The sequence below is a fragment of the Xanthomonas sp. CFBP 8445 genome (assembly GCF_025666235.1).
Taxonomy (GTDB): domain Bacteria; phylum Pseudomonadota; class Gammaproteobacteria; order Xanthomonadales; family Xanthomonadaceae; genus Xanthomonas_A; species Xanthomonas_A indica.
This window is the reverse complement of sequence record NZ_CP102594.1, coordinates 2785506-2802488: the sequence shown is the minus strand read 5'-3', so window position 1 is coordinate 2802488 and position 16983 is coordinate 2785506. Positions and strand designations below refer to the sequence as shown.

At 64.0% G+C, this 16983-nt stretch carries 14 protein-coding genes, 2 tRNA genes and 2 pseudogenes; 13 read left to right on the top strand and 5 right to left on the bottom strand.

The features are described 5' to 3' along the window. Positions 1–12 precede the first annotated feature (12 nt). Both NUG21_RS11970 and NUG21_RS11965 read left to right on the top strand, forming a co-directional pair. Positions 13–465, top strand: coding sequence for a hypothetical protein (locus tag NUG21_RS11970; protein WP_242081007.1), 453 nt, complete (start codon positions 13–15; stop codon positions 463–465). Beyond that, complete coding sequence (locus NUG21_RS11965) at positions 465–986, top strand: DUF4087 domain-containing protein (RefSeq protein WP_019798072.1); 522 nt, start codon at positions 465–467, stop codon at positions 984–986. The genes NUG21_RS11970 and NUG21_RS11965 overlap by 1 nt, the downstream gene beginning before the upstream one ends. Before the next feature lie 144 nt (positions 987–1130). Here the strand turns inward: NUG21_RS11965 and NUG21_RS11960 are convergent. From NUG21_RS11960 to NUG21_RS20970, 3 genes and pseudogenes are all read right to left on the bottom strand, one after another. Beyond that, positions 1131–1206 (bottom strand) — tRNA-Gly (locus NUG21_RS11960). A gap of 137 nt (positions 1207–1343) precedes the next feature. Beyond that, positions 1344–2465 carry a 4Fe-4S dicluster domain-containing protein gene (locus tag NUG21_RS11955; RefSeq protein ID WP_263390961.1) on the bottom strand — a complete coding sequence of 374 codons (1122 nt, stop codon included), beginning with the start codon at positions 2463–2465 and terminating at the stop codon, positions 1344–1346. Between the two features lie 11 nt (positions 2466–2476). Continuing rightward, positions 2477–2786 (bottom strand): annotated as a pseudogene (locus NUG21_RS20970) (hypothetical protein). A 227-nt stretch (positions 2787–3013) separates the two neighbouring features. Here NUG21_RS20970 and NUG21_RS11945 point away from each other — a divergent pair. The 10 genes and pseudogenes from NUG21_RS11945 to NUG21_RS11900 all read left to right on the top strand — a co-directional run bounded on the left by NUG21_RS11945 (position 3014) and on the right by NUG21_RS11900 (position 13056). Continuing rightward, positions 3014–3454, top strand: a complete 441-nt coding sequence (locus NUG21_RS11945) for a group III truncated hemoglobin (RefSeq protein ID WP_184502447.1) — start codon at positions 3014–3016, stop codon at positions 3452–3454. A 44-nt stretch (positions 3455–3498) separates the two neighbouring features. Beyond that, entirely contained in the window at positions 3499–4905 is a 1407-nt protein-coding gene (hemN, locus tag NUG21_RS11940) for an oxygen-independent coproporphyrinogen III oxidase (protein WP_263390959.1), read from the top strand. A gap of 189 nt (positions 4906–5094) precedes the next feature. Beyond that, a tRNA-Leu gene (locus NUG21_RS11935) sits at positions 5095–5181 on the top strand. 119 nt (positions 5182–5300) lie between these two features. Then, positions 5301–5852 (top strand): annotated as a pseudogene (locus NUG21_RS11930) (TrbI/VirB10 family protein); the annotation flags it as partial. 41 nt (positions 5853–5893) lie between these two features. Next, positions 5894–6148, top strand: a complete 255-nt coding sequence (locus tag NUG21_RS11925) for a DUF2274 domain-containing protein (RefSeq protein WP_263393072.1) — start codon at positions 5894–5896, stop codon at positions 6146–6148. Positions 6149–6656: 508 nt separating this feature from the next. Continuing rightward, the gene (locus NUG21_RS11920) at positions 6657–7358 is read left to right on the top strand and encodes a hypothetical protein (protein WP_263390958.1); all 702 of its coding nucleotides are present in this window, start codon (positions 6657–6659) and stop codon (positions 7356–7358) included. A 30-nt stretch (positions 7359–7388) separates the two neighbouring features. After that, the gene (locus tag NUG21_RS11915) at positions 7389–11477 is read left to right on the top strand and encodes an RHS repeat-associated core domain-containing protein (RefSeq protein ID WP_263390957.1); all 4089 of its coding nucleotides are present in this window, start codon (positions 7389–7391) and stop codon (positions 11475–11477) included. A gap of 41 nt (positions 11478–11518) precedes the next feature. Then, positions 11519–11986, top strand: coding sequence for a tetratricopeptide repeat protein (locus NUG21_RS11910; protein WP_263390956.1), 468 nt, complete (start codon positions 11519–11521; stop codon positions 11984–11986). A gap of 212 nt (positions 11987–12198) precedes the next feature. Further along, positions 12199–12339, top strand: coding sequence for a hypothetical protein (locus NUG21_RS11905; RefSeq protein ID WP_019797609.1), 141 nt, complete (start codon positions 12199–12201; stop codon positions 12337–12339). Between the two features lie 300 nt (positions 12340–12639). Continuing rightward, positions 12640–13056, top strand: a complete 417-nt coding sequence (locus NUG21_RS11900; RefSeq protein WP_317852465.1) for a hypothetical protein — start codon at positions 12640–12642, stop codon at positions 13054–13056. Between the two features lie 548 nt (positions 13057–13604). Here NUG21_RS11900 and NUG21_RS11895 read toward each other — a convergent pair. Continuing rightward, positions 13605–14840, bottom strand: a complete 1236-nt coding sequence (locus tag NUG21_RS11895; protein WP_019796522.1) for an MFS transporter — start codon at positions 14838–14840, stop codon at positions 13605–13607. Positions 14841–15012: 172 nt separating this feature from the next. Here NUG21_RS11895 and NUG21_RS11890 point away from each other — a divergent pair, with 172 nt between their 5' ends. Continuing rightward, a complete protein-coding gene (locus NUG21_RS11890; RefSeq protein WP_263390954.1) occupies positions 15013–15636 on the top strand; it encodes a TetR/AcrR family transcriptional regulator in 624 nt (207 codons plus the stop codon). 407 nt (positions 15637–16043) lie between these two features. On the opposite strand, the gene NUG21_RS11885 is transcribed toward NUG21_RS11890, so the two are convergent. Further along, a complete protein-coding gene (locus NUG21_RS11885; protein ID WP_263390953.1) occupies positions 16044–16907 on the bottom strand; it encodes an SDR family oxidoreductase in 864 nt (287 codons plus the stop codon). Positions 16908–16983 lie beyond the last annotated feature (76 nt).

Below are 16983 nucleotides of genomic sequence, written 5' to 3'. Positions count from 1 at the left end.
AGGACCCGGCCAATGCACCTGCTGTCCCGTTTGCGTCACCACACTTTCGCCCTTCTGCTGTGCGCCCTGCCGCTCGCCGGCGCCACGGTTGCCGCGCATGCGGAGCCGGCGCGGCCGGAGGTGGCCAAGCAGGTCAAGGCCTACGCCTCGGCCGATGGCGTCAAGGTGTCCACGCTGCGCTACGGGCCGCGCGAGCGCCAGCAGGCGTTGATCCAGGTCATCGATGCGGACAGCGCCATCGATGGCAAGATCCTGCTCGCCAGCACCCGCGCCACCGACAAGGACACCCGCTATACCGTGCAACTGGACGGGCGCCCCTACGTGCTGCTGATCGTCAGCGACGCTGCCGGCGAACTGTACCTGCCGGGTACGCCGAAGCCGTCATGGGTGCGCTACGACGCGGACCTGTCGGCGCAGAGCAACCCGGAGCACTACCTGACCGATTACCAGGAGCAGGGGCGCTGATGCGCGGCGCCGGCGCGGTGCTCCGACGCCTGTCGCGGTCTCTCGGCGACGCCGGCGAACGCCACTTTGCGATGATGCCGGCCTCGCCATACGATCCTGATGTCATGACGCCATCGCAGCCGGTTGTGCGTTTCGCAAGCATGTGCGGTGCGGCTGTGGTTGCCGCGCTCAGCCTGTGCGCTGTCGCGCAGGCCGCGCCGCCGGCGGAGACCGTGACGCGCTGCGGCTGGTTCGACAATCCCTCGCCAGGCAACGCCACGCTCGTGGACAGGGACGGCGAATGGACGGTCGGCCAGCAGGGCGGACATCAGGCCGACGGCACGTGGCCGACGTTTCCCCACGCGCGCTGGGTGGCGACTGGGACCGGCAGTGCCGGCTATGGCTGCGCCTGTCTGAAGGTGCGCATACGTGACGACGCCCCGGAGGTGACCACGATCGTGTCCGCCACAGTGCAGCCCTTGACGACCTGCCGGCAAGACAAGGCGTTGCGGGGCAAGGAGCCGGAGAATCCGCTGAAGTGAGGGTTCGCTCCGCGGCGGATTGGCGGAGCGGCGCTGATCCGGGCAGCGCTGCTGCCGAATCCGCGGATCGCGGAAACGAAAAAAGGAGCCGAAGCTCCTTTTTTCAGTGGCTCACTCGCATCGCAGGAGGCAAGTGACGCAATTTGGAGCGGGAAACGAGACTCGAACTCGCGACCTCAACCTTGGCAAGGTTGCGCTCTACCAACTGAGCTATTCCCGCTTGGGAGCCGCGCATTCTACACGCCTGCCGGGGGCTGCGCTAGCCCTTCGTTGCAAAAAAATGTCCGTTGCTGGCCCAGGCGGGCGGCAGGCGGTTCCGCCGCGCCCAAGGAGTCGCCACCGTCGCCGCGGCCCGGCTCACGCCGCCAGCCACCACCACGCCAGCAACGCCACCAGCAAGGTCGCGGTACCGCCCAGCAAGCGCGGCCGCCGCCACCAGCGCCGCGGCTGGCGGTCGATGGCATTGGCGCCGGCCCGGCGCAGCAGGCCGCGGGCGAACCCGTGGCGATCCATGCTGCGGTCGCAGGCGTCGACGCAGGCGCCGCATGCGGTGCAGGCATAGTGCGCGCCGTTGCGCGGATCGATGCCGGCCGGGCAGGCCTGCACGCAGGCGTCGCAGGCCACGCAGTCGCCGAGTTGCTCGGCGCTGAACTTGGGCAGGGTGCCGGCATACGCGGCCAGCGCCTCGCCGCGGCTGCCGCCCTGGCCGGCGAGCTGGGCGATGCTGGCGCGCAAGGCGTAGTCGCGGGCGGTGACCGGGTCGAGCAGGCGCCGCCCGCGCTGGGCGATGCTGCCGTGGCCGCCGTCGCGGACGCCACGCGGTTCGCCGCGCATCGCGTCGTAGCCGATCAGTGGCGTGTCGCGGTCGCACAGCAGCGGTTGCAGGCGCGCGTACGGGCACAGGTAGCGGCAGGCCTGGCTGCGCAGGAAGCCGGCATTGCCCCAGGTGGCCAGCGCGTAGAACAGCACCCAGAACGTCTCCCAGCCGCTCCAGGCGAACGGATGCAGGCGCGCGACCAGGTCGGCGATCGGCACGAAGTAGCCGACGAAGCTGACCCCGGTCCACAGCGCCACGGTTGCCCACACCAAGTGCCGCGCCGCGGGCGGCCAGTCGGCGAAGCGGCGTTCGATCCAGGCGAAGGCATGGCTCCACACCGTCTGCGGACAGGCGAAGCCGCACCACAGGCGCCCGGCCAGTGTGGTGAACACCGCCAGGGCCGCGGCGGCGACGCCCAGGGCCAGCAGCAGCCAGCCGACGTCGTGCGGCCACAGGGTCCAGCCGAACAGGTCGAAGCGCCGTGCCGGCAGATCCAGCAGCAGCGCCTGGCGGCCCTGCCAGCGCAGCCATGGCAGCAGGTAGAACCCGGCGAACAGCAGCCACAGCGCACCGCGGCGCAGCTGCGTGTAGCGATGCGGCGGCGCCGGACAGGCCGCGTGGGCGGGCGGGGTGACCAGGCGCAATGGAATGGGGCGGGGCATGCGCAGCCCGCTCAGGACAGCGGCGCGGCGTCGTCGCCGTGCGGCGCCGGACGCAACAGGAAGCCGGTCAGCAGGCTTGAGGCCAGCGTCGCCAGCCAGAACATGAAGAACCCCACCGTATAGCCCAGTTCGCGGCTCAGCTGGCGGCCGGGGAAGGTGATGTCGCGCAGCGCCAGCGGATCGACCAGGGCGAAGAACAACACGCTCATGGCCCCGGCGACCAGGAAGCTCGGCCACAGGATCACCCCCCAGCCGCTGCACCAGCGGGCGCGGCGTGCCGGGATCGAGCGGGTCGAGCAGCGGATCGTCGGGAGAAGCCATGACGGTGGATTCCATCGCGAAAGGAGGGTGCGGCATGCGCCAAGGCAGCGGCGCCACACGTCGCCGCGCCTGCCAGCCGCCTGGCCGCCGATCCCCCGTCGACACCGGCGTCGGCGCATGCCGCAGCTGCAGACTAGGCAGCGAAGGCCGGCCCGACATTGATCCTGATCAAGGCCGTCGCAGTGGCGGCGTGGAGACTGGTGGGCGTCGAGCGACGCGGAGCCAGCATGCAGGACGAGATCGTGGGGATGCCCTTGCCTGGGCCGGAGCTGTGCAGCGAGGCCGAGGTGCGGGCCCTGGTCGAGGCGTTCTACCGCCGCGTCCGCGCCGACGCCGATCTGTCGACGGTGTTCGCCGCGCACATCGAGGACTGGGACGCGCACGAGCAGCAGTTGTGCGATTTCTGGTCGGCGATGCTGCGCGGAACCCGCCGCTTCCACGGTGCGCCGATGCCCCGGCATATGGCCATGCGCGAACTCAGCGCCCTGCTGTTCCAGCGCTGGCTGGGCCTGTTCCGCGCCACCACCGCCGAGCTGACCAACCAGCCGATGCGCCTGCTGGCCGACGATATCGCCCAGCGCATCGCCGAGACCTTCTGGCGCCGCCACCAGATGAGCTGGCGTCCGTTCGAGCCGGTGTCGCCGCTGCCGGCCGCGTGCGCGGATTGATCCAGGTCAAGGCGGCCGCGCCGGGCGTCGCGCATGCTGGATCCATGGACATCCTTACCGCGCCCGATCCCTCCGCCGCCTGGACCTTCGACGCCGACCTGCTGCGCCGCTACGACCGTCCCGGCCCGCGCTACACCTCGTACCCGACCGCGCCGCATTTCCAGACCGGCTTCGGCCCGGCGCAGTTGTTCGCCGCGGTCCAGGCCAGCGATCCGCGGCGGCCGCTGTCGCTGTACGTGCACGTGCCGTTCTGCCGCAGTCCCTGCTTCTACTGCGGCTGCCACCGGGTGATCACCCGCGACCCGGAGCGCGGCCGCGCCTACGTGCAGCGGCTGCTGCGCGAGGCGGCGATGATGGCGGCCTGTTTCGAGGGCGAGCGCGAGGTGGTGCAACTGCACCTGGGCGGCGGCACCCCCAACTTCCTCGCCCCAGCGTTGCTCGGCGAGCTGGTGCAGGGCCTGCGCGGCCTGTTCCGCTTCAGCCAGGCGCCGGACCGCGAGATGTCCATCGAACTGGACCCGCGCACGGTGACGCCGCAGGACATCGCCGCGCTGGCCGAACTGGGCTTCAACCGCGCCAGCCTCGGCATCCAGGATTTCGACCCGCTGGTGCAGCAGGCGATCAACCGCCGCCAGGGCGTGCACGAGACCCTGGACATCCTGCGTGCCTGCCGCGTGCACGGCATGCGCTCGGTCAACGTCGACCTGATCTACGGCCTGCCGCGGCAGACCCTGGCCGGGTTCGAGCAAACCCTGGACACGGTGATCGCCGCGCGCCCGGACCGCCTGGCGGTCTACGGCTACGCGCACATGCCGCAGCTGTTCAAGGCGCAGCGGCGCATCGCCGACGCCGACCTGCCGGACGCCGAACAGAAGCTGGCATTGCTCGGCCTGGGAGTGCGCAGGCTGTCGGCGGCCGGTTACCAGTACATCGGCATGGACCACTTCGCGCTGCCGCAGGAAGACCTGGCGCGCGCACAGCGGCAAGGCAGCCTGCACCGCAACTTCATGGGCTACACCACCCACGCCGACACCGACCTGCTGGGCCTGGGCGTCAGCGCGATCAGCCGCATCGGCGCCAGCTACAGCCAGAACCAGCGCGAGCTGCCGGCCTGGGAAGCGGCGGTGGACGCCGGCGACAGCCCGGTGCTGCGCGGCCTGCAGCTCAGCGCCGACGACGCCCTGCGCGCCGAGCTGATCCAGCAGCTGATGTGCCAGGGGCGGGTGGACGTGGCGGCACTGGCGCAGCGCCACGGCATCGACTTCGCCAGTTATTTCCGCGAGGAACTGCGCGCGCTGGCGCCGCTCTGCGCGGATGGCCTGGCCGACGACCGCGACGGCGTGGTTCAGGCCACCGCCCGCGGCCGCCCGCTGCTGCGCCTGATCGCCATGTGCTTCGACCGCTACCTGCGCCAGCCGGACCAGCCGGCACGCTATTCGCGCGCGATCTGAACGCGCCGCGCGTTTCGCTTGCCGTTGGCAACCCCGGTGCCGCCGTGGCGGCGGTGCCGGGGGCTTTTCGGGGGTGGTGTTCGGGCGTGCTGATGCCAGCGTGCGTGTGCCGAGTCGGAGCACGAGGTGGCTCGACGTCGGTTTGCGGTTCACAAGCGCCGCGCGATCAGGCACGCTACGCGCCACCAGGCCCGGATGGCGAAACTGGTAGACGCATCGGACTTAAAATCCGCCGGGGGCGACCCCATGCCGGTTCGATTCCGGCTCCGGGCACCATCGGTGCGTAAGAGTCTCAGCATTCAGGCGGCTCCGACCGACTTCGCCGCTGTGCAGTTTTTGTGCAGTCGACGACTAAATCAGTAGCGCTTCGGTGAGGTGCTGTGGTGTCAACTGGCACGAGCTTGCCGGGCGACGTCATCGGCACAGTGACCGAATCGTGTATGACGCCGCTACGGCCGGCACCTGCTCATCCCGCAGTGCTCGCGCATCTTCGGCCGCTACAACAGCCAGGTTAGTTACGGGCAGAGCCGCCTGCAGGTGGTCTGGCATCGGATCATCCTGCCCGACACGTCCTCGCTCACGCTCGACAATCTCGTGGGCACCGATCCGGCCGGCTATGCAGGCGTGGAGGATGGTGTGGACCGGCATTGGGGCCGCCTGATGGCCGGCGCACGGCGCTCACTACGCTGCTCGGCGTTGGTGCCGAACTGGCCGCGCCGGAGAACCGCCAGGACGGCAATCGCATCGTCATCGCCGGCTGGGACGGGCTGCAGGACAGCGTCAACCAGGTGGGGCAGGAACTGACCCGCCGGAACCTCAACGTGCAATCCACCTTGACGGCCCGGCCAGGGCTGCCGGTGCGCATCATCGTCAACCGGGACCTGGTGCTGCCACCATACCAGCCGATCTTCTTCACCAATGGCAAACCACAGGGAGCATCGCAATGACCCAGGGCAACGACAGCATTCAGGCCAACGACAGCGGGAAGATCGAAGGGCGCGGTAGTGGCAGCACTGCCGCGCGTGCCCCACAGAACCCCCGCAAGCTGCGGTTGGGCCCGCTGCCCAGGACCGACAGCACCAAGATCACCTTCGCGTGTCCAGCCAGCCTCAAGGCCGATCTCGACCGCTATGCCGCGCTGCATGGGCAGACCTACGGGGAGGAGGTCGATGCGGCAGCGCTGATCCCGTACATGCTGGAAGCGTTCATGGCCGGGGATCGGGGGTTTCGGAAGAAGCTGTAAGCCTGTCGCGAGGGAGCCGCCCGTGATGAGCGGCTTTCTCGTCTCAAGCTCTGCGCAGGAGGCTGTAAAGCAGAGGGATCAATCCGCCGTGATTGTCATCCGAGCCCCCGGGCGAACCCAGAGTAGTGGGATGTTCTTAACACTTTGCGGCGGAAATATCGCTAGAGTCGGCGCCGCTCGCTGGCTGCCCACGCGCCGCCCGCGATCGCCGTCGGAAGAATGCCGCGAGGCGCATTCGACCGCCCGAGGGGCGAATGGGAAGCGACAGGAAGGTCGAATTGCATGGATGGGGACACTCTCTACTCTGACGTATCGCCTGTGGGCGATCGGATCGACGAGCGGGCAGCCCACAGGCGCGGCTTGAGCGCGCTAGCTTTTTACCTAGCACGCTACACGGCTGGGAAAGCGGCGGCAATGCGGGCTTCAGCGCGACCAGTTGCCGCTGCAACAATCCGCCCAGTATCACATAGCGTGGAGCAAGCGCAGCGCTTATCAGTGAAAGCAGAACTTGAAAGCCGCATGCCTCTGGCCGCCTGAAGATTTCGCCAAGGCAGTTTTCTCAGTCAACTTGAAGGGCTGCGGTTTCATCCAAGCCTTTTCGGGTCTATCGCAATTGATTTACTTTCAGGGGTCAAAGATGTCAAGGATTACGACGTTCTTTCTTTGTAGTGCGATTGTCTTTCTCGGCACACTTCTTGGTTTCGATGCCAAGGCGCAGGATAAGCCGTGGACGTATTGGTATAAGGGCAATTGGGGGTACCAGTCTTTGAAAGAGGCAGAAAATGCCATGCACTCGGACGGGTCAGATCCAAAATTCCAATACATGCAGTATCGGAATTCATACGCCGATCCCGATGGCTTGCTTATCATGAATTACTCGGCTCCGGACAGATCGGCAACTGTTGGGCCCGTTCTCTATTCCCACGGCTTAGGCACGGATGATAAACCTTGCGGATCTGACTGGTGTTCCGATGAAGATACCATCGTCAAATTCTTGAAGAAGGAATTAACAGCGCAGGACAACGACGACTGTACAACCGGCTCATTTAGTTTAACAGGAAGCTACACCGAACCTTTTGAAGACATGGTACCCGGCCCAGCGCCTCGCACAGAGGGATTTTTTTCCTTTTCGAAGGACAGAGCGCTTCTGTACACGAGAAAATGCAAGAGTGGAATGATTCTGAATTCAAGCGTTGCGCTTTTCAAATAACAGGATTTCCACTGTGAATCGGGCTACGAAGTGGGAACATACGACAAACCCGATGCTATCGCGCGCTGGTCAAAAAAACTTTATTGCCAGCCAAAGAATGACGACAGATGGGCAGTCATTGCCGCTCACCTGATGCAGGTATCGTCCTGTGCTGCCAATGCCAATCCATGCTATCCATCGACCGGCGACAAAGCCCGGTTCGAGTCCGATTTCACGTTTGCCGGAAGGAGTTTTACGCGCTCATACCATTCGCTGAGGCAGTTGTCAGCGCCAAATATGGCGCGTGGCTGGTCCCATACCTTCCAAGAGTCGATTAGCACGAGCGGCAGCGATAAGGTCCGCTATGTCAATGAGAAAGGATATATCGAACTGTATTCTTTCCAGTCATCCTCTAGCGCAACCGCTGCGGGTGCCATCAGTGGTCGCGTGATTCAGAGAGATCCAAATAATTCAAGCGCTGGATGGAAGGTTTTCGATGAGTACGGCGATGTCCATGAGTTCGACTACCGTGGACGACTTGTCGCTATAAAAAGTGGGTCCGATAGGCGTGGCAGCGTCCGTCTCACTTATGATGGAACCACCACAAAACTGCTTTCAGTTGCAGACAATGCGGGGCGAGAGCTTCTTTTTGATTACTCCGCCGAATTGCTTTCGCACATCTATCTTCCTGACGGAAACTCCGTTGATTATACATACGCCAACGGCGACCTGACCAGCGCAACTGTTGCCGGAGCCAGCAGGAACTACTCATATCAGGAGGATTCTCTGCTTGTTGGCATCAAGGATGAAGCGGGTGTGGATTACGCAAAATTTTCCTATGACAACCGCGGCAGAGTAGCATCCAGCGCATTGTTCAGTGGGCAAGGAGCCGAAGTCGAAGTTACTTCAGTGAAGTATATCGATGACAACAACATCGAGGTCTCGGTCGACGGGAAAGGTACCCAGAAGTATGTGATCGATCCGGGGCTCAGCCGCCGCATCACTTCGATCGAGGATTCGCGTGGGACTTTGAAGCGAAGTTACGACACCCGTGACAGTCTGAATTTATCAATCGATCGCGATGGCAATCAGACCGAGTATTACTACAGCAACGGACTTTTGACGGACTCCAAGGAATACATTGGCGACCAGACGTCCGGCAAGAGGCGCGATCTAAGTATCTTCAGAGATGAAGTTGGTCGAAGGATTGGAGGGCAGGTTTCTCTCCTGGACGGAGGGAAGTACCGGACCAGCCTAATGTACAGGCGCACTTACGATGCTTCCGGGAAGCTGTTGGCGGAATGCCGTCTGGATGCATCGCTCTCTACGGCGAGCGGCTACAACTGTGGAAGCCAAGCTATCCCCCCCAGTGGCGTACGTCAGGTTCGTTATGAGCGATGCTCGCAAGCGAACTCTGAGTCTGGCCAATGCCCCTTTGTGGGAGCACTTCTTTCCATCCAGAATAATAAGGATTCCCAGCAGGTAGTTACACACTTTGACTACTACAGCGCTAACGCGAGTGGATGCGATATTTCGCCGGCGCAGTGCCGCTACCGCAAGGGCGATTTGTGGAAAGCGACCAATGCCCTAGGCCAGGTGACCGAATACTTGGCCTACGATGGCGCCGGGCGCTTGCAGTCCTTCAAGGACGGGAACGGGGTGGTCACTGACTACACCTATCACCCACGCGGCTGGCTGATCGCCATCAAGGAGCGTGGGGCCGACGACAGCAGCGAGAGCGACGATCGCATCACCACGATCGATTACTGGCCGACCGGGCTGGTCAAGCAGGTAACGCAGCCCGATGGCGCGTTCACCCGCTTCACCTACGACGCCGCACACCGGTTGACCGACATTGCCGACAACGCCGGCAACACCATCCACTACACCTTGGACAATGCCGGTAATCGTTCCAAGGAGGACACCAAGGACGCATCGGGTACTCTCAAGCGCACGCTCTCCCGGGTGTACAACCAGGTTGGCCAACTGGCGACGCAAGCCACTGCGCAGGGCGACCCGACCGACTTCGGCTACGACCCCAACGGCAACACCAAGACCGTCACCGACGCGCTTGGTCATGTCACCCAGAACGACTACGACCCGCTCAACCGCCTGGCGCGTACGCTGCAGGACGTAGGCGGCATCGCCGCCGAGACGAAGTTCGGCTACGACGCCCTGGACAACCTGACCAAGGTGACCGATCCCAAAGGCCTGGACACCACATACGTCTACAACGGCCTGGGCGACCTGACCAATCTCACCAGCCCGGACACCGGCAGCACGACCTATACCTACGACAGCGCCGGCAACCGCGCCACCCAGACCGATGCGCGCAACATCAAGACCAGCTACGGCTACGACGCGCTGAACCGGCTGACTCAGGTCACCTATCCGACCACCAGCCTCAACGTCGGCTACACCTACGACGTCAGCCAAAGCACCTGCGCCAGCGGCGAGACCTATGGCGTCGGCCGCCTGACCCGGATGCAGGATGGCAGCGGCAGCACCGACTACTGCTACGACCGCTTCGGCGATCTGGTGCGCAAGGTGCAGACCATCAACGGCAAGGTGTTCGTGGTCCGCTACGCCTACACCAAAGCCGGGCAACTGAGCCGCCTGACCTACCCGGATGGGGCGGTGGTGGACTACGTGCGCAACGCCCAGGGCCAGACCACCGAGGTCGGGGTGACTGCAGCCGGCGGCTCGCGCCAGATACTGCTTAAGCAAGCTACCTATTATCCGTTTGGCCCGGTAGCCGGCTGGACCTATGGCAACGGCCGCCCGATGCAACGGGTGTTGGATCAGGACTACCGTCCGCTGACGGTCAACGACACGCGCAGCGACGGGCTAGCGGTGGGCTTTGCCTTCGATCCGGTCGGCAACCTCAGCGCGCTGACCGCGCCGGGCAACACCGCGCCGGTCATCAAACTGGACTACAACCCGCTGGGCCGGCTGACCGCGTTCAAGGATGGTCCGACCGACACGGTGATCGACGGCTATACCTACGACGCCACTGGCAACCGCCTCAGCGCCAAAGTCAACACCACCACACAGACCTACAGCTATCCGAGCACTAGCCACCGCTTGAGCAGCGTCGGCAGCACCGCTCGCAGCTATGACGCGGCTGGCAACACCGTGGCGATCGGCGGAACCGCAAGGCAGTACAGCTATGACGATACGGGCCGAATGAACCAGGTTAAGCGCTCCGGCACCGTGGCGATGTCATACAGCTACAACGGGCGTGGGGAGCAAGTCAGACGGTTTACAAAAACCAGCACCTACACCCTTTACGACGAGAGCGGGCATTGGTTGGGCGATTACGACAACAACGGTGCGGTCGTGCAGCAGGCGATCTGGCTGGACGACCTGCCGGTCGGCGTGCTGGCGAAGACCAACCTGCGCTACGTGCAGCCGGACCACCTGGGTACCCCGCGCGCGGTGATCGACCCGGTCCGCGACGTGGCGATTTGGCGCTGGGACCTGAAGGGCGAAGTCTTTGGTACCACCGCGCCGGACCAGGACCCGGACAAGGACGGCACCTCCTTCGTATTCAACCTTCGCTTTCCAGGCCAGCGCTACGACGCCGCGAGCGGACTCAACCAGAATTACTACCGCGACTATGAACCAGGGACGGGGCGCTACGCACAAAGCGATCCCGTGGGCATTCCTGCGAGTATTTCCACGTTCTCTTATGTGGATTCAAACCCTGTTGGTGCATCCGATATTTTTGGGTTGCAGGCATCTAGAGCGATCGGTTTCAGATACGTCCCCCCGGTGTACGCAGGTGACCGAGACAGAGAGCTGGAATTCAACGAGCCAAAGGTTGAGCTTCCCTCTCCGCTTGAGGTGATGATGCCCGCGATCAATCAGTTGACCATCATCCCTGCAATGATGCCCTATGCCATAAAGATGGTCCAAGCATGCGCAGAACAAGGCGATGAAAGTGATTGCGACACGCAATGGCAAAATGCTTACAGGAGATGCCGCGACCTCATCTATGAACAAATGCTGCAGCGGGCCGGCAGGAAGAAGAAGCGGAGTGTCACCGGCGTTACCGGTGGGTATACTGATCTGTACCGCTGCGCAGCAGGACTAGTGAGCGAGCGTTGTGGTGGAAATTCTGTGGACTATGGGAGATGAGAGTGGATATACCTAAGGGATTGAGGGAAATCAGAAGATATGTGGAGAAGCGCGATTATCAAATCGCACTCGACATGTGCGACGATATCCTTTCGTCGGATCCATTGAATGATGAGGCTTTGCGTGAAAAATCATCTGCTCTTGTAGGACTAGGAGATTTGAAAAAGGCGACACAAATTTTGTCAGATTTGTCTGACAGAACAAACGAGCCGGCAGATTACTTTGACTTGGCGGGCGTGCACCTTAGGTCATCAAATTATCTTGGGGCAATTAGTGCCTTGAATGCCCTCATGGAAGTTAGTGAGCGAGAAGAGTACGATTATTATGTGAGCTCTGCATTGTTCTTGAGGGCTTTTGCATTGATTGAGGCTGGTGACATAGATCGCGCTCGAAGCGATATAGCTCGACTTCCTGATGATATGAAGTTTTGGGTGCCAGGACGGGGTTTGGTAGACGTAGAAGGCCTGAGGTCTAGGTCTGATAAAAGACCAGGCTTTAAGCCGTCATGAGGAGCTTGAGCGGGGCCTGAACTTCAGGCCCCGGGTAATCGCCAAAACGTCTGCGGGTGTAGACGTTTACGCGAGTTCAGCTCTTGATGGTAGAACCCATCGAACATTACTTTTTCTTCTCGTACCATGGCGCTTTCAAGGGCGGATCATGAATCTCAGCACCCGAATGCTTTTGTGCGTCGCCATTCTTGGGCGCGGCCGTTTTCCATGCCATGGCCGCAGAAGCCGCGCCGCCAGACGCGCATGTCATCAAGGGCCTGGGTGAGCGTCTCCCGGCCGGCGCCAAGAACGTCAGCCTCTCGCCCAAATTCAAGGTCTACACCTTCGAGCAGCAGGGCGTGAAGTACGTGTAGATCAATTCTTTGCAGGACGAAGTGCTGACCGTCCTGGTCGTAACGCCCGGCGCGCAGCAACAGTTGCCCATCGGGTCGGCTGCCGGAACAGCCGTGGTGTTCGTGGATCCCGCCAAGCAGCCCTGACGCCTTCACCTTCCACTGGACCCGCCTGACGCCGTGCCCGCCAATCACGGCGTCGCGCCCGGGGCTTGGAGTTGTCAACCGTCGTCCGCTCCGGACCACGTACCTTGAGTCTGCCTGAAATGCAGGCGAAAGCTCCCCTGATGGGGACAAAGACGAGTCATGGAGATGAAGAAGATGAGCGTGCTGGCCAGTATCGCGCTGGCCGGCGTTCTGCTGGCTGTTGCCCACGTGGCGCAGGCCTGCTGCCCGGATGGTGGACACGGAGCGCCTGCAGCGGCGGCAGGCCTGGGCGAGGCGCTGCCGAAGGCCAGGAACCTGGCGCTGGATCCGGCCTGGCGCATCTATGAGTTCCAGCGCGATGGCGTAACGTACCTGCAGATCAACGATGTGGCGGGCACGGTGCGCGCCGCCGTGGGCAGGGTCAACGACACGCTGTGGGTACTGCCGATGGGGGCGGATGTGGCGCGCGTGACCTTGCCGGCGAAGGGGGCCAGCACCACGGGCGCGGTGGTGTACCAGACCTCTGGCTTCGTCGTGCGCGTGGTGCCCGGCAGCGGTGGCAGCGCCTGGCAGATCAGCGCCGCAGATTGATTCCTTCGCCCACTGATTCGGAGACCAGAAAGCTCAGGCTGTAGGCATGGCGGCGCCGGCAGGTGCCGCCATGCACTTTGAGCCGCGCAGCCAGTTCCCAATCTGCCTCTCGCGCCACCGGGCGCTGGCGATCGAGCGGTGACGCGTCAGCGACCACGCAGACCGCGATTCCCTGCCGGCTGCCCGCATGCCACACCCTGGCCTTTCACCCGATTCACTCGTTGTATCAGTGCCGATCTCCTTCAACCATGTGCGACGCGGCGGATAATCGACCGAACCCTCTGATAGCTTGCGCTGCGCCGTGATGGCGACGGTGCCGGCCATTCTGCCCGAGCAACTGCAACTGGCCTGTCGAGATGACATTCGCGATGTCGACTCGGACGTGCTCGGCCGACTGCATTTTCGCGTCTTTGCAGTGCTCATGTTGCCCGCCTTTGCATGCGTCGCTGCGATGGGAGGTTCATGACACGCTCCAGGACAGGGGTTGTAGCAGGCCCATAGCGGGCAGCGCCCAGGGACTGACCGAAGCACTTCAAGTGCAGGGCGTATCAATGTCCCGTCACCTCCACGTTGGACGACCGAGGACCGGAAGGAAATCCCCGCGCGCCAGCCGACCAGGCCAGTAGCCAGCCGACACAAAGCAACGCCAGGACCGCCCAGGGGAGGGAAGCGACGCCCTGGGTATCCAGAAGAACGCCACCCAACAGCCCGCCGCCGGCGATCGCGCCGTTCCAGGCCACCACGTTCATCGACAGGGCGACATCGGCGCCATCGCCCGCGGTATCGGCCAGGGCCGTCTGCAGCAACGTGGCCGCCCCACCGAACGTCAGCCCCCAAACGGCCACGCCCGCGTAGACGACCAGGGGCGACGCCATCCACAGGCCGAGCGCCAGCGCGGTCAGGGCGAATGCTGCAAGGCTGATCAGGACGCCCGCGCGCAGGCGGCGATCGACCCAGCGACCGGCGATCCAGATGCTCACCAGCGCAGCGAGCCCGAACAGCAGCAGGACCCTGTCCACCTTGGCGGCCAAGCCTGCGGGCGCCACGAACGGTGCCACGTAGGTATAGAGGATGTTGTGGGCCAGCATCCATGCGATCACCACGCCCAGCACCGGGCGTACGCCGGGCGTGGTGAAGACGCGGCGCAGCGGCATCGGTTCGCGGCCCGACTGGCCAGGATAGTCGGGCACCTTCACCTGCACCCAGACGATCAGCGCCAGCGTCAGCAGCGACATGATGCCGAATGCCGTGCGCCAACCGGCGAGGGCCCCGAGCCAGGTGCCCAGCGGCACCCCCAGCGAGAGCGCGATGGGTGTTCCCACCATGGCGAGGGCCATGGCGCGCCCTTGCTGGTGCGGCTGGACCATCCTGCGCGCGTAGCCCGCCAGCAGGCTCCAGGCCAATCCTGCCGCCGTGCCGGCGAAGAAGCGCGCCGCCAACGTCAACCAGTAATCGGAAGACAGCGCGGTGATGGAGTTGAAGGCCAGGAACCCCACGATGGTCAGCAACAGCACGTTGCGCCGCCGCCAGCCGCGGGTGGCGATGGTCAGGGGGATGGCGGCCAGCAGCGATCCCAGGGCATAGGCGGTGACCATCTGCCCCGCGAGCGATGGGGACACGCCCAACTCTTCACCGATCTGCGGCAACAGGCCCGCGGGCAGGGTCTCGGTCACGATGCAGATGAAGCCGGTCATGGCCAGGGCCAGCAGCGCTGCGATCGGCAGTCGTCCGGCATCGGCGGGGCGTGCCGCCCCCTTGCGTGGCGGCAAGATAATTTCAGTCATCGCATCACTTCCCTGGGAGGTTGGGGGAGAAGGGACAGGCGGCCGGTCGACCCAGCGCCGCGTGAGGTGGTTTAGTTACATATCGATCGGTATAAATGTAGCGATGCGCTGCGCCGCTCGTCAACGACTTTTATATCGACTAGTATTTATCTCGTCCCCAGAGGAGTTCACCATGGCGCAAATGGGCCGCCCCCGCAGCTTCGACCGTGACGAGGCCATCCGTCAGGCCATGCACATCTTCTGGGAGCATGGCTACGAATCCACCTCGCTGGCCCAGCTCAAGGCCGGCATGGGTGGCGGCATCACGGCCCCCAGCTTCTATGCGGCGTTCGGCTCCAAGGAGGCGCTGTTCAAGGAGGTCGTGGCGCACTACCTGGCCACGCACGGGCGCGTGGAGGAAAGCTTGTGGGATCCGAGCGTTCCGGCACGCCAGGCCATCGAACTGACCTTGCGCCGCTCGGCCAAGATGCAAAGCGAACGCGGCCACCCCAGGGGCTGCCTGATGGTGTTGTCGGCTGCCGTCTGTTCGCCCGAGCATGCCCACGTGCAAGAAATGCTGGCCAAGGCGCGCGCTCGCACGCGCGAGGGCATCGCCGCATGCGTCGCGCGCGCGGTGGAGTCGGGCGAGTTGCCGGCCGGTACCGACGTGCGCGCGCTGGCGATGGTGTTCGGGAGCTTTCTGGTCGGCTTGTCCACCCTGGCCCGGGATGGCCTGACGTCGGCCGCCCTGGACAGCGCGGTGACCGAGGTCATGCAGGTCTGGGACGCGGCCGCTCAGCGCGCCCAGCGTTCCTGACGATGGCGCATCACGTCTGCGCGTGATCCGCTCCCGCGCGAGCAGGGGCGAATCGGGACTTCGGAAAAGTCCACACCCGCTCACGGTCTGCGCGCAAAATCGTGCGCTCTGGCTGGGTCCGTCGCGAAGGGTTGCGGTGGGCTTTGCCTCCGACCCGGTCGGCGACCTGGGCGCGCCGACCGCACCGGGCAATCTCGCCCTGTGGTCGAACTGGACGACGACCCGCTGGGCCGGGTGACCGCATTCAACGAGGGCCCGACCGATCCGGTGACTCCAGGACAACAAACGTTGAGGCGTGCACTTGCCGCGTTCTACTTGCTGCTGGCTTCTGCTGTGACGATGCCTGGTCAGGACGAGGTTCTGGAGTTCCACGTCTGGAACTCCAGCCTCCGAGCCCTGCGAGGGCGTCAACCGGCAAGCGCAGCGACGAAGCCGCGATAGGAGTGCAGGGGACGCCCAAGCAGTTCGACCAGCCGCTCGCGGTCGCCCGCGTCGGGCAGCATGCCATCGCTGACGTAGCGCTCGGCCATGACCCGCATTTCGTAGGCCATCCACGTCGGCATGAAACTGGCCATGTTCGCTTCGAAGCCGCTCGGATCATCGCCGCCATAGGCGATCGGGCGGCCGAGCGCTTCGCTCCAGATGGCAGCCGCGTCCGCGCCGGTCAGGGTGTCGGGGCCGACGATGTTGATCGTCTCGATCGGGAGCTTGCCGGGCGCCTGATCACGGCGAATCAGCTCGATCGCGGCGACTTCGGCGATGTCGCGAGCGTCGACCATGGCCACGCCCTTGGAGCCGATGGGCATGGGGTAGACGTTGTAGTTCTTCACGACGTCTTTGATCATGACCTCGTTGTCGATGAAGTAGGTCGGCCGCAGGATCGTGGCACTGAAGTCCAGCGCTTCCAGCATCCGTTCGGCGCCGTACTTCACCGCAAAGTGCGGCACGTTCACCGCGCGGTCGGCATCGAACACCGACAGATAGACGACCCGGTCGACGCCCATCTCTCGCGCAACGTTGAGGGTGATGATCGCTTGGGTGAACTCATCGCCGGTCACCGCGTTCAGGAGGAAGAGCGTCTTGACCCCGGAGAACGCGTGGCGCAGGGAGTCGATGTCCAGCAGATCGCCTTTGACCACGTCGACATCGGTGCCGAATGCGGCTTTGGAAGGGTCGCGGCTCAGAACGCGGACGCTTGTGCCACGCTGGGAGAGGTGTGCGACGACGTGGCGGCCGACGCGGCCAGTTGCGCCAGTGACGAGGATGGTCATAGCGAGTACTCCTTGATGGGTGGGTTGGTGGGTGCGAATGAACTGTAGGTCGTTTCATTTGCGAATCACAGGCGGA

Bases quoted from the DNA above. Each gene is read 5' to 3' on its own strand.
- NUG21_RS11945 (WP_184502447.1), top strand. From the start codon at position 3,014: ATGCAGGACGAGATCGTGGGGATGCCCTTGCCTGGGCCGGAGCTGTGC.
- NUG21_RS11885 (WP_263390953.1), bottom strand. From the start codon at position 16,907: ATGACCATCCTCGTCACTGGCGCAACTGGCCGCGTCGGCCGCCACGTC.
- NUG21_RS11965 (WP_019798072.1), top strand. From the start codon at position 465: ATGCGCGGCGCCGGCGCGGTGCTCCGACGCCTGTCGCGGTCTCTCGGC.
- NUG21_RS11890 (WP_263390954.1), top strand. From the start codon at position 15,013: ATGGCGCAAATGGGCCGCCCCCGCAGCTTCGACCGTGACGAGGCCATC.
- NUG21_RS11970 (WP_242081007.1), top strand. From the start codon at position 13: ATGCACCTGCTGTCCCGTTTGCGTCACCACACTTTCGCCCTTCTGCTG.
- NUG21_RS11955 (WP_263390961.1), bottom strand. From the start codon at position 2,465: ATGCCCCGCCCCATTCCATTGCGCCTGGTCACCCCGCCCGCCCACGCG.
- NUG21_RS11895 (WP_019796522.1), bottom strand. From the start codon at position 14,840: ATGACTGAAATTATCTTGCCGCCACGCAAGGGGGCGGCACGCCCCGCC.
- hemN (WP_263390959.1), top strand. From the start codon at position 3,499: ATGGACATCCTTACCGCGCCCGATCCCTCCGCCGCCTGGACCTTCGAC.
- NUG21_RS11900 (WP_317852465.1), top strand. From the start codon at position 12,640: ATGAGCGTGCTGGCCAGTATCGCGCTGGCCGGCGTTCTGCTGGCTGTT.
- NUG21_RS11905 (WP_019797609.1), top strand. From the start codon at position 12,199: ATGGCCGCAGAAGCCGCGCCGCCAGACGCGCATGTCATCAAGGGCCTG.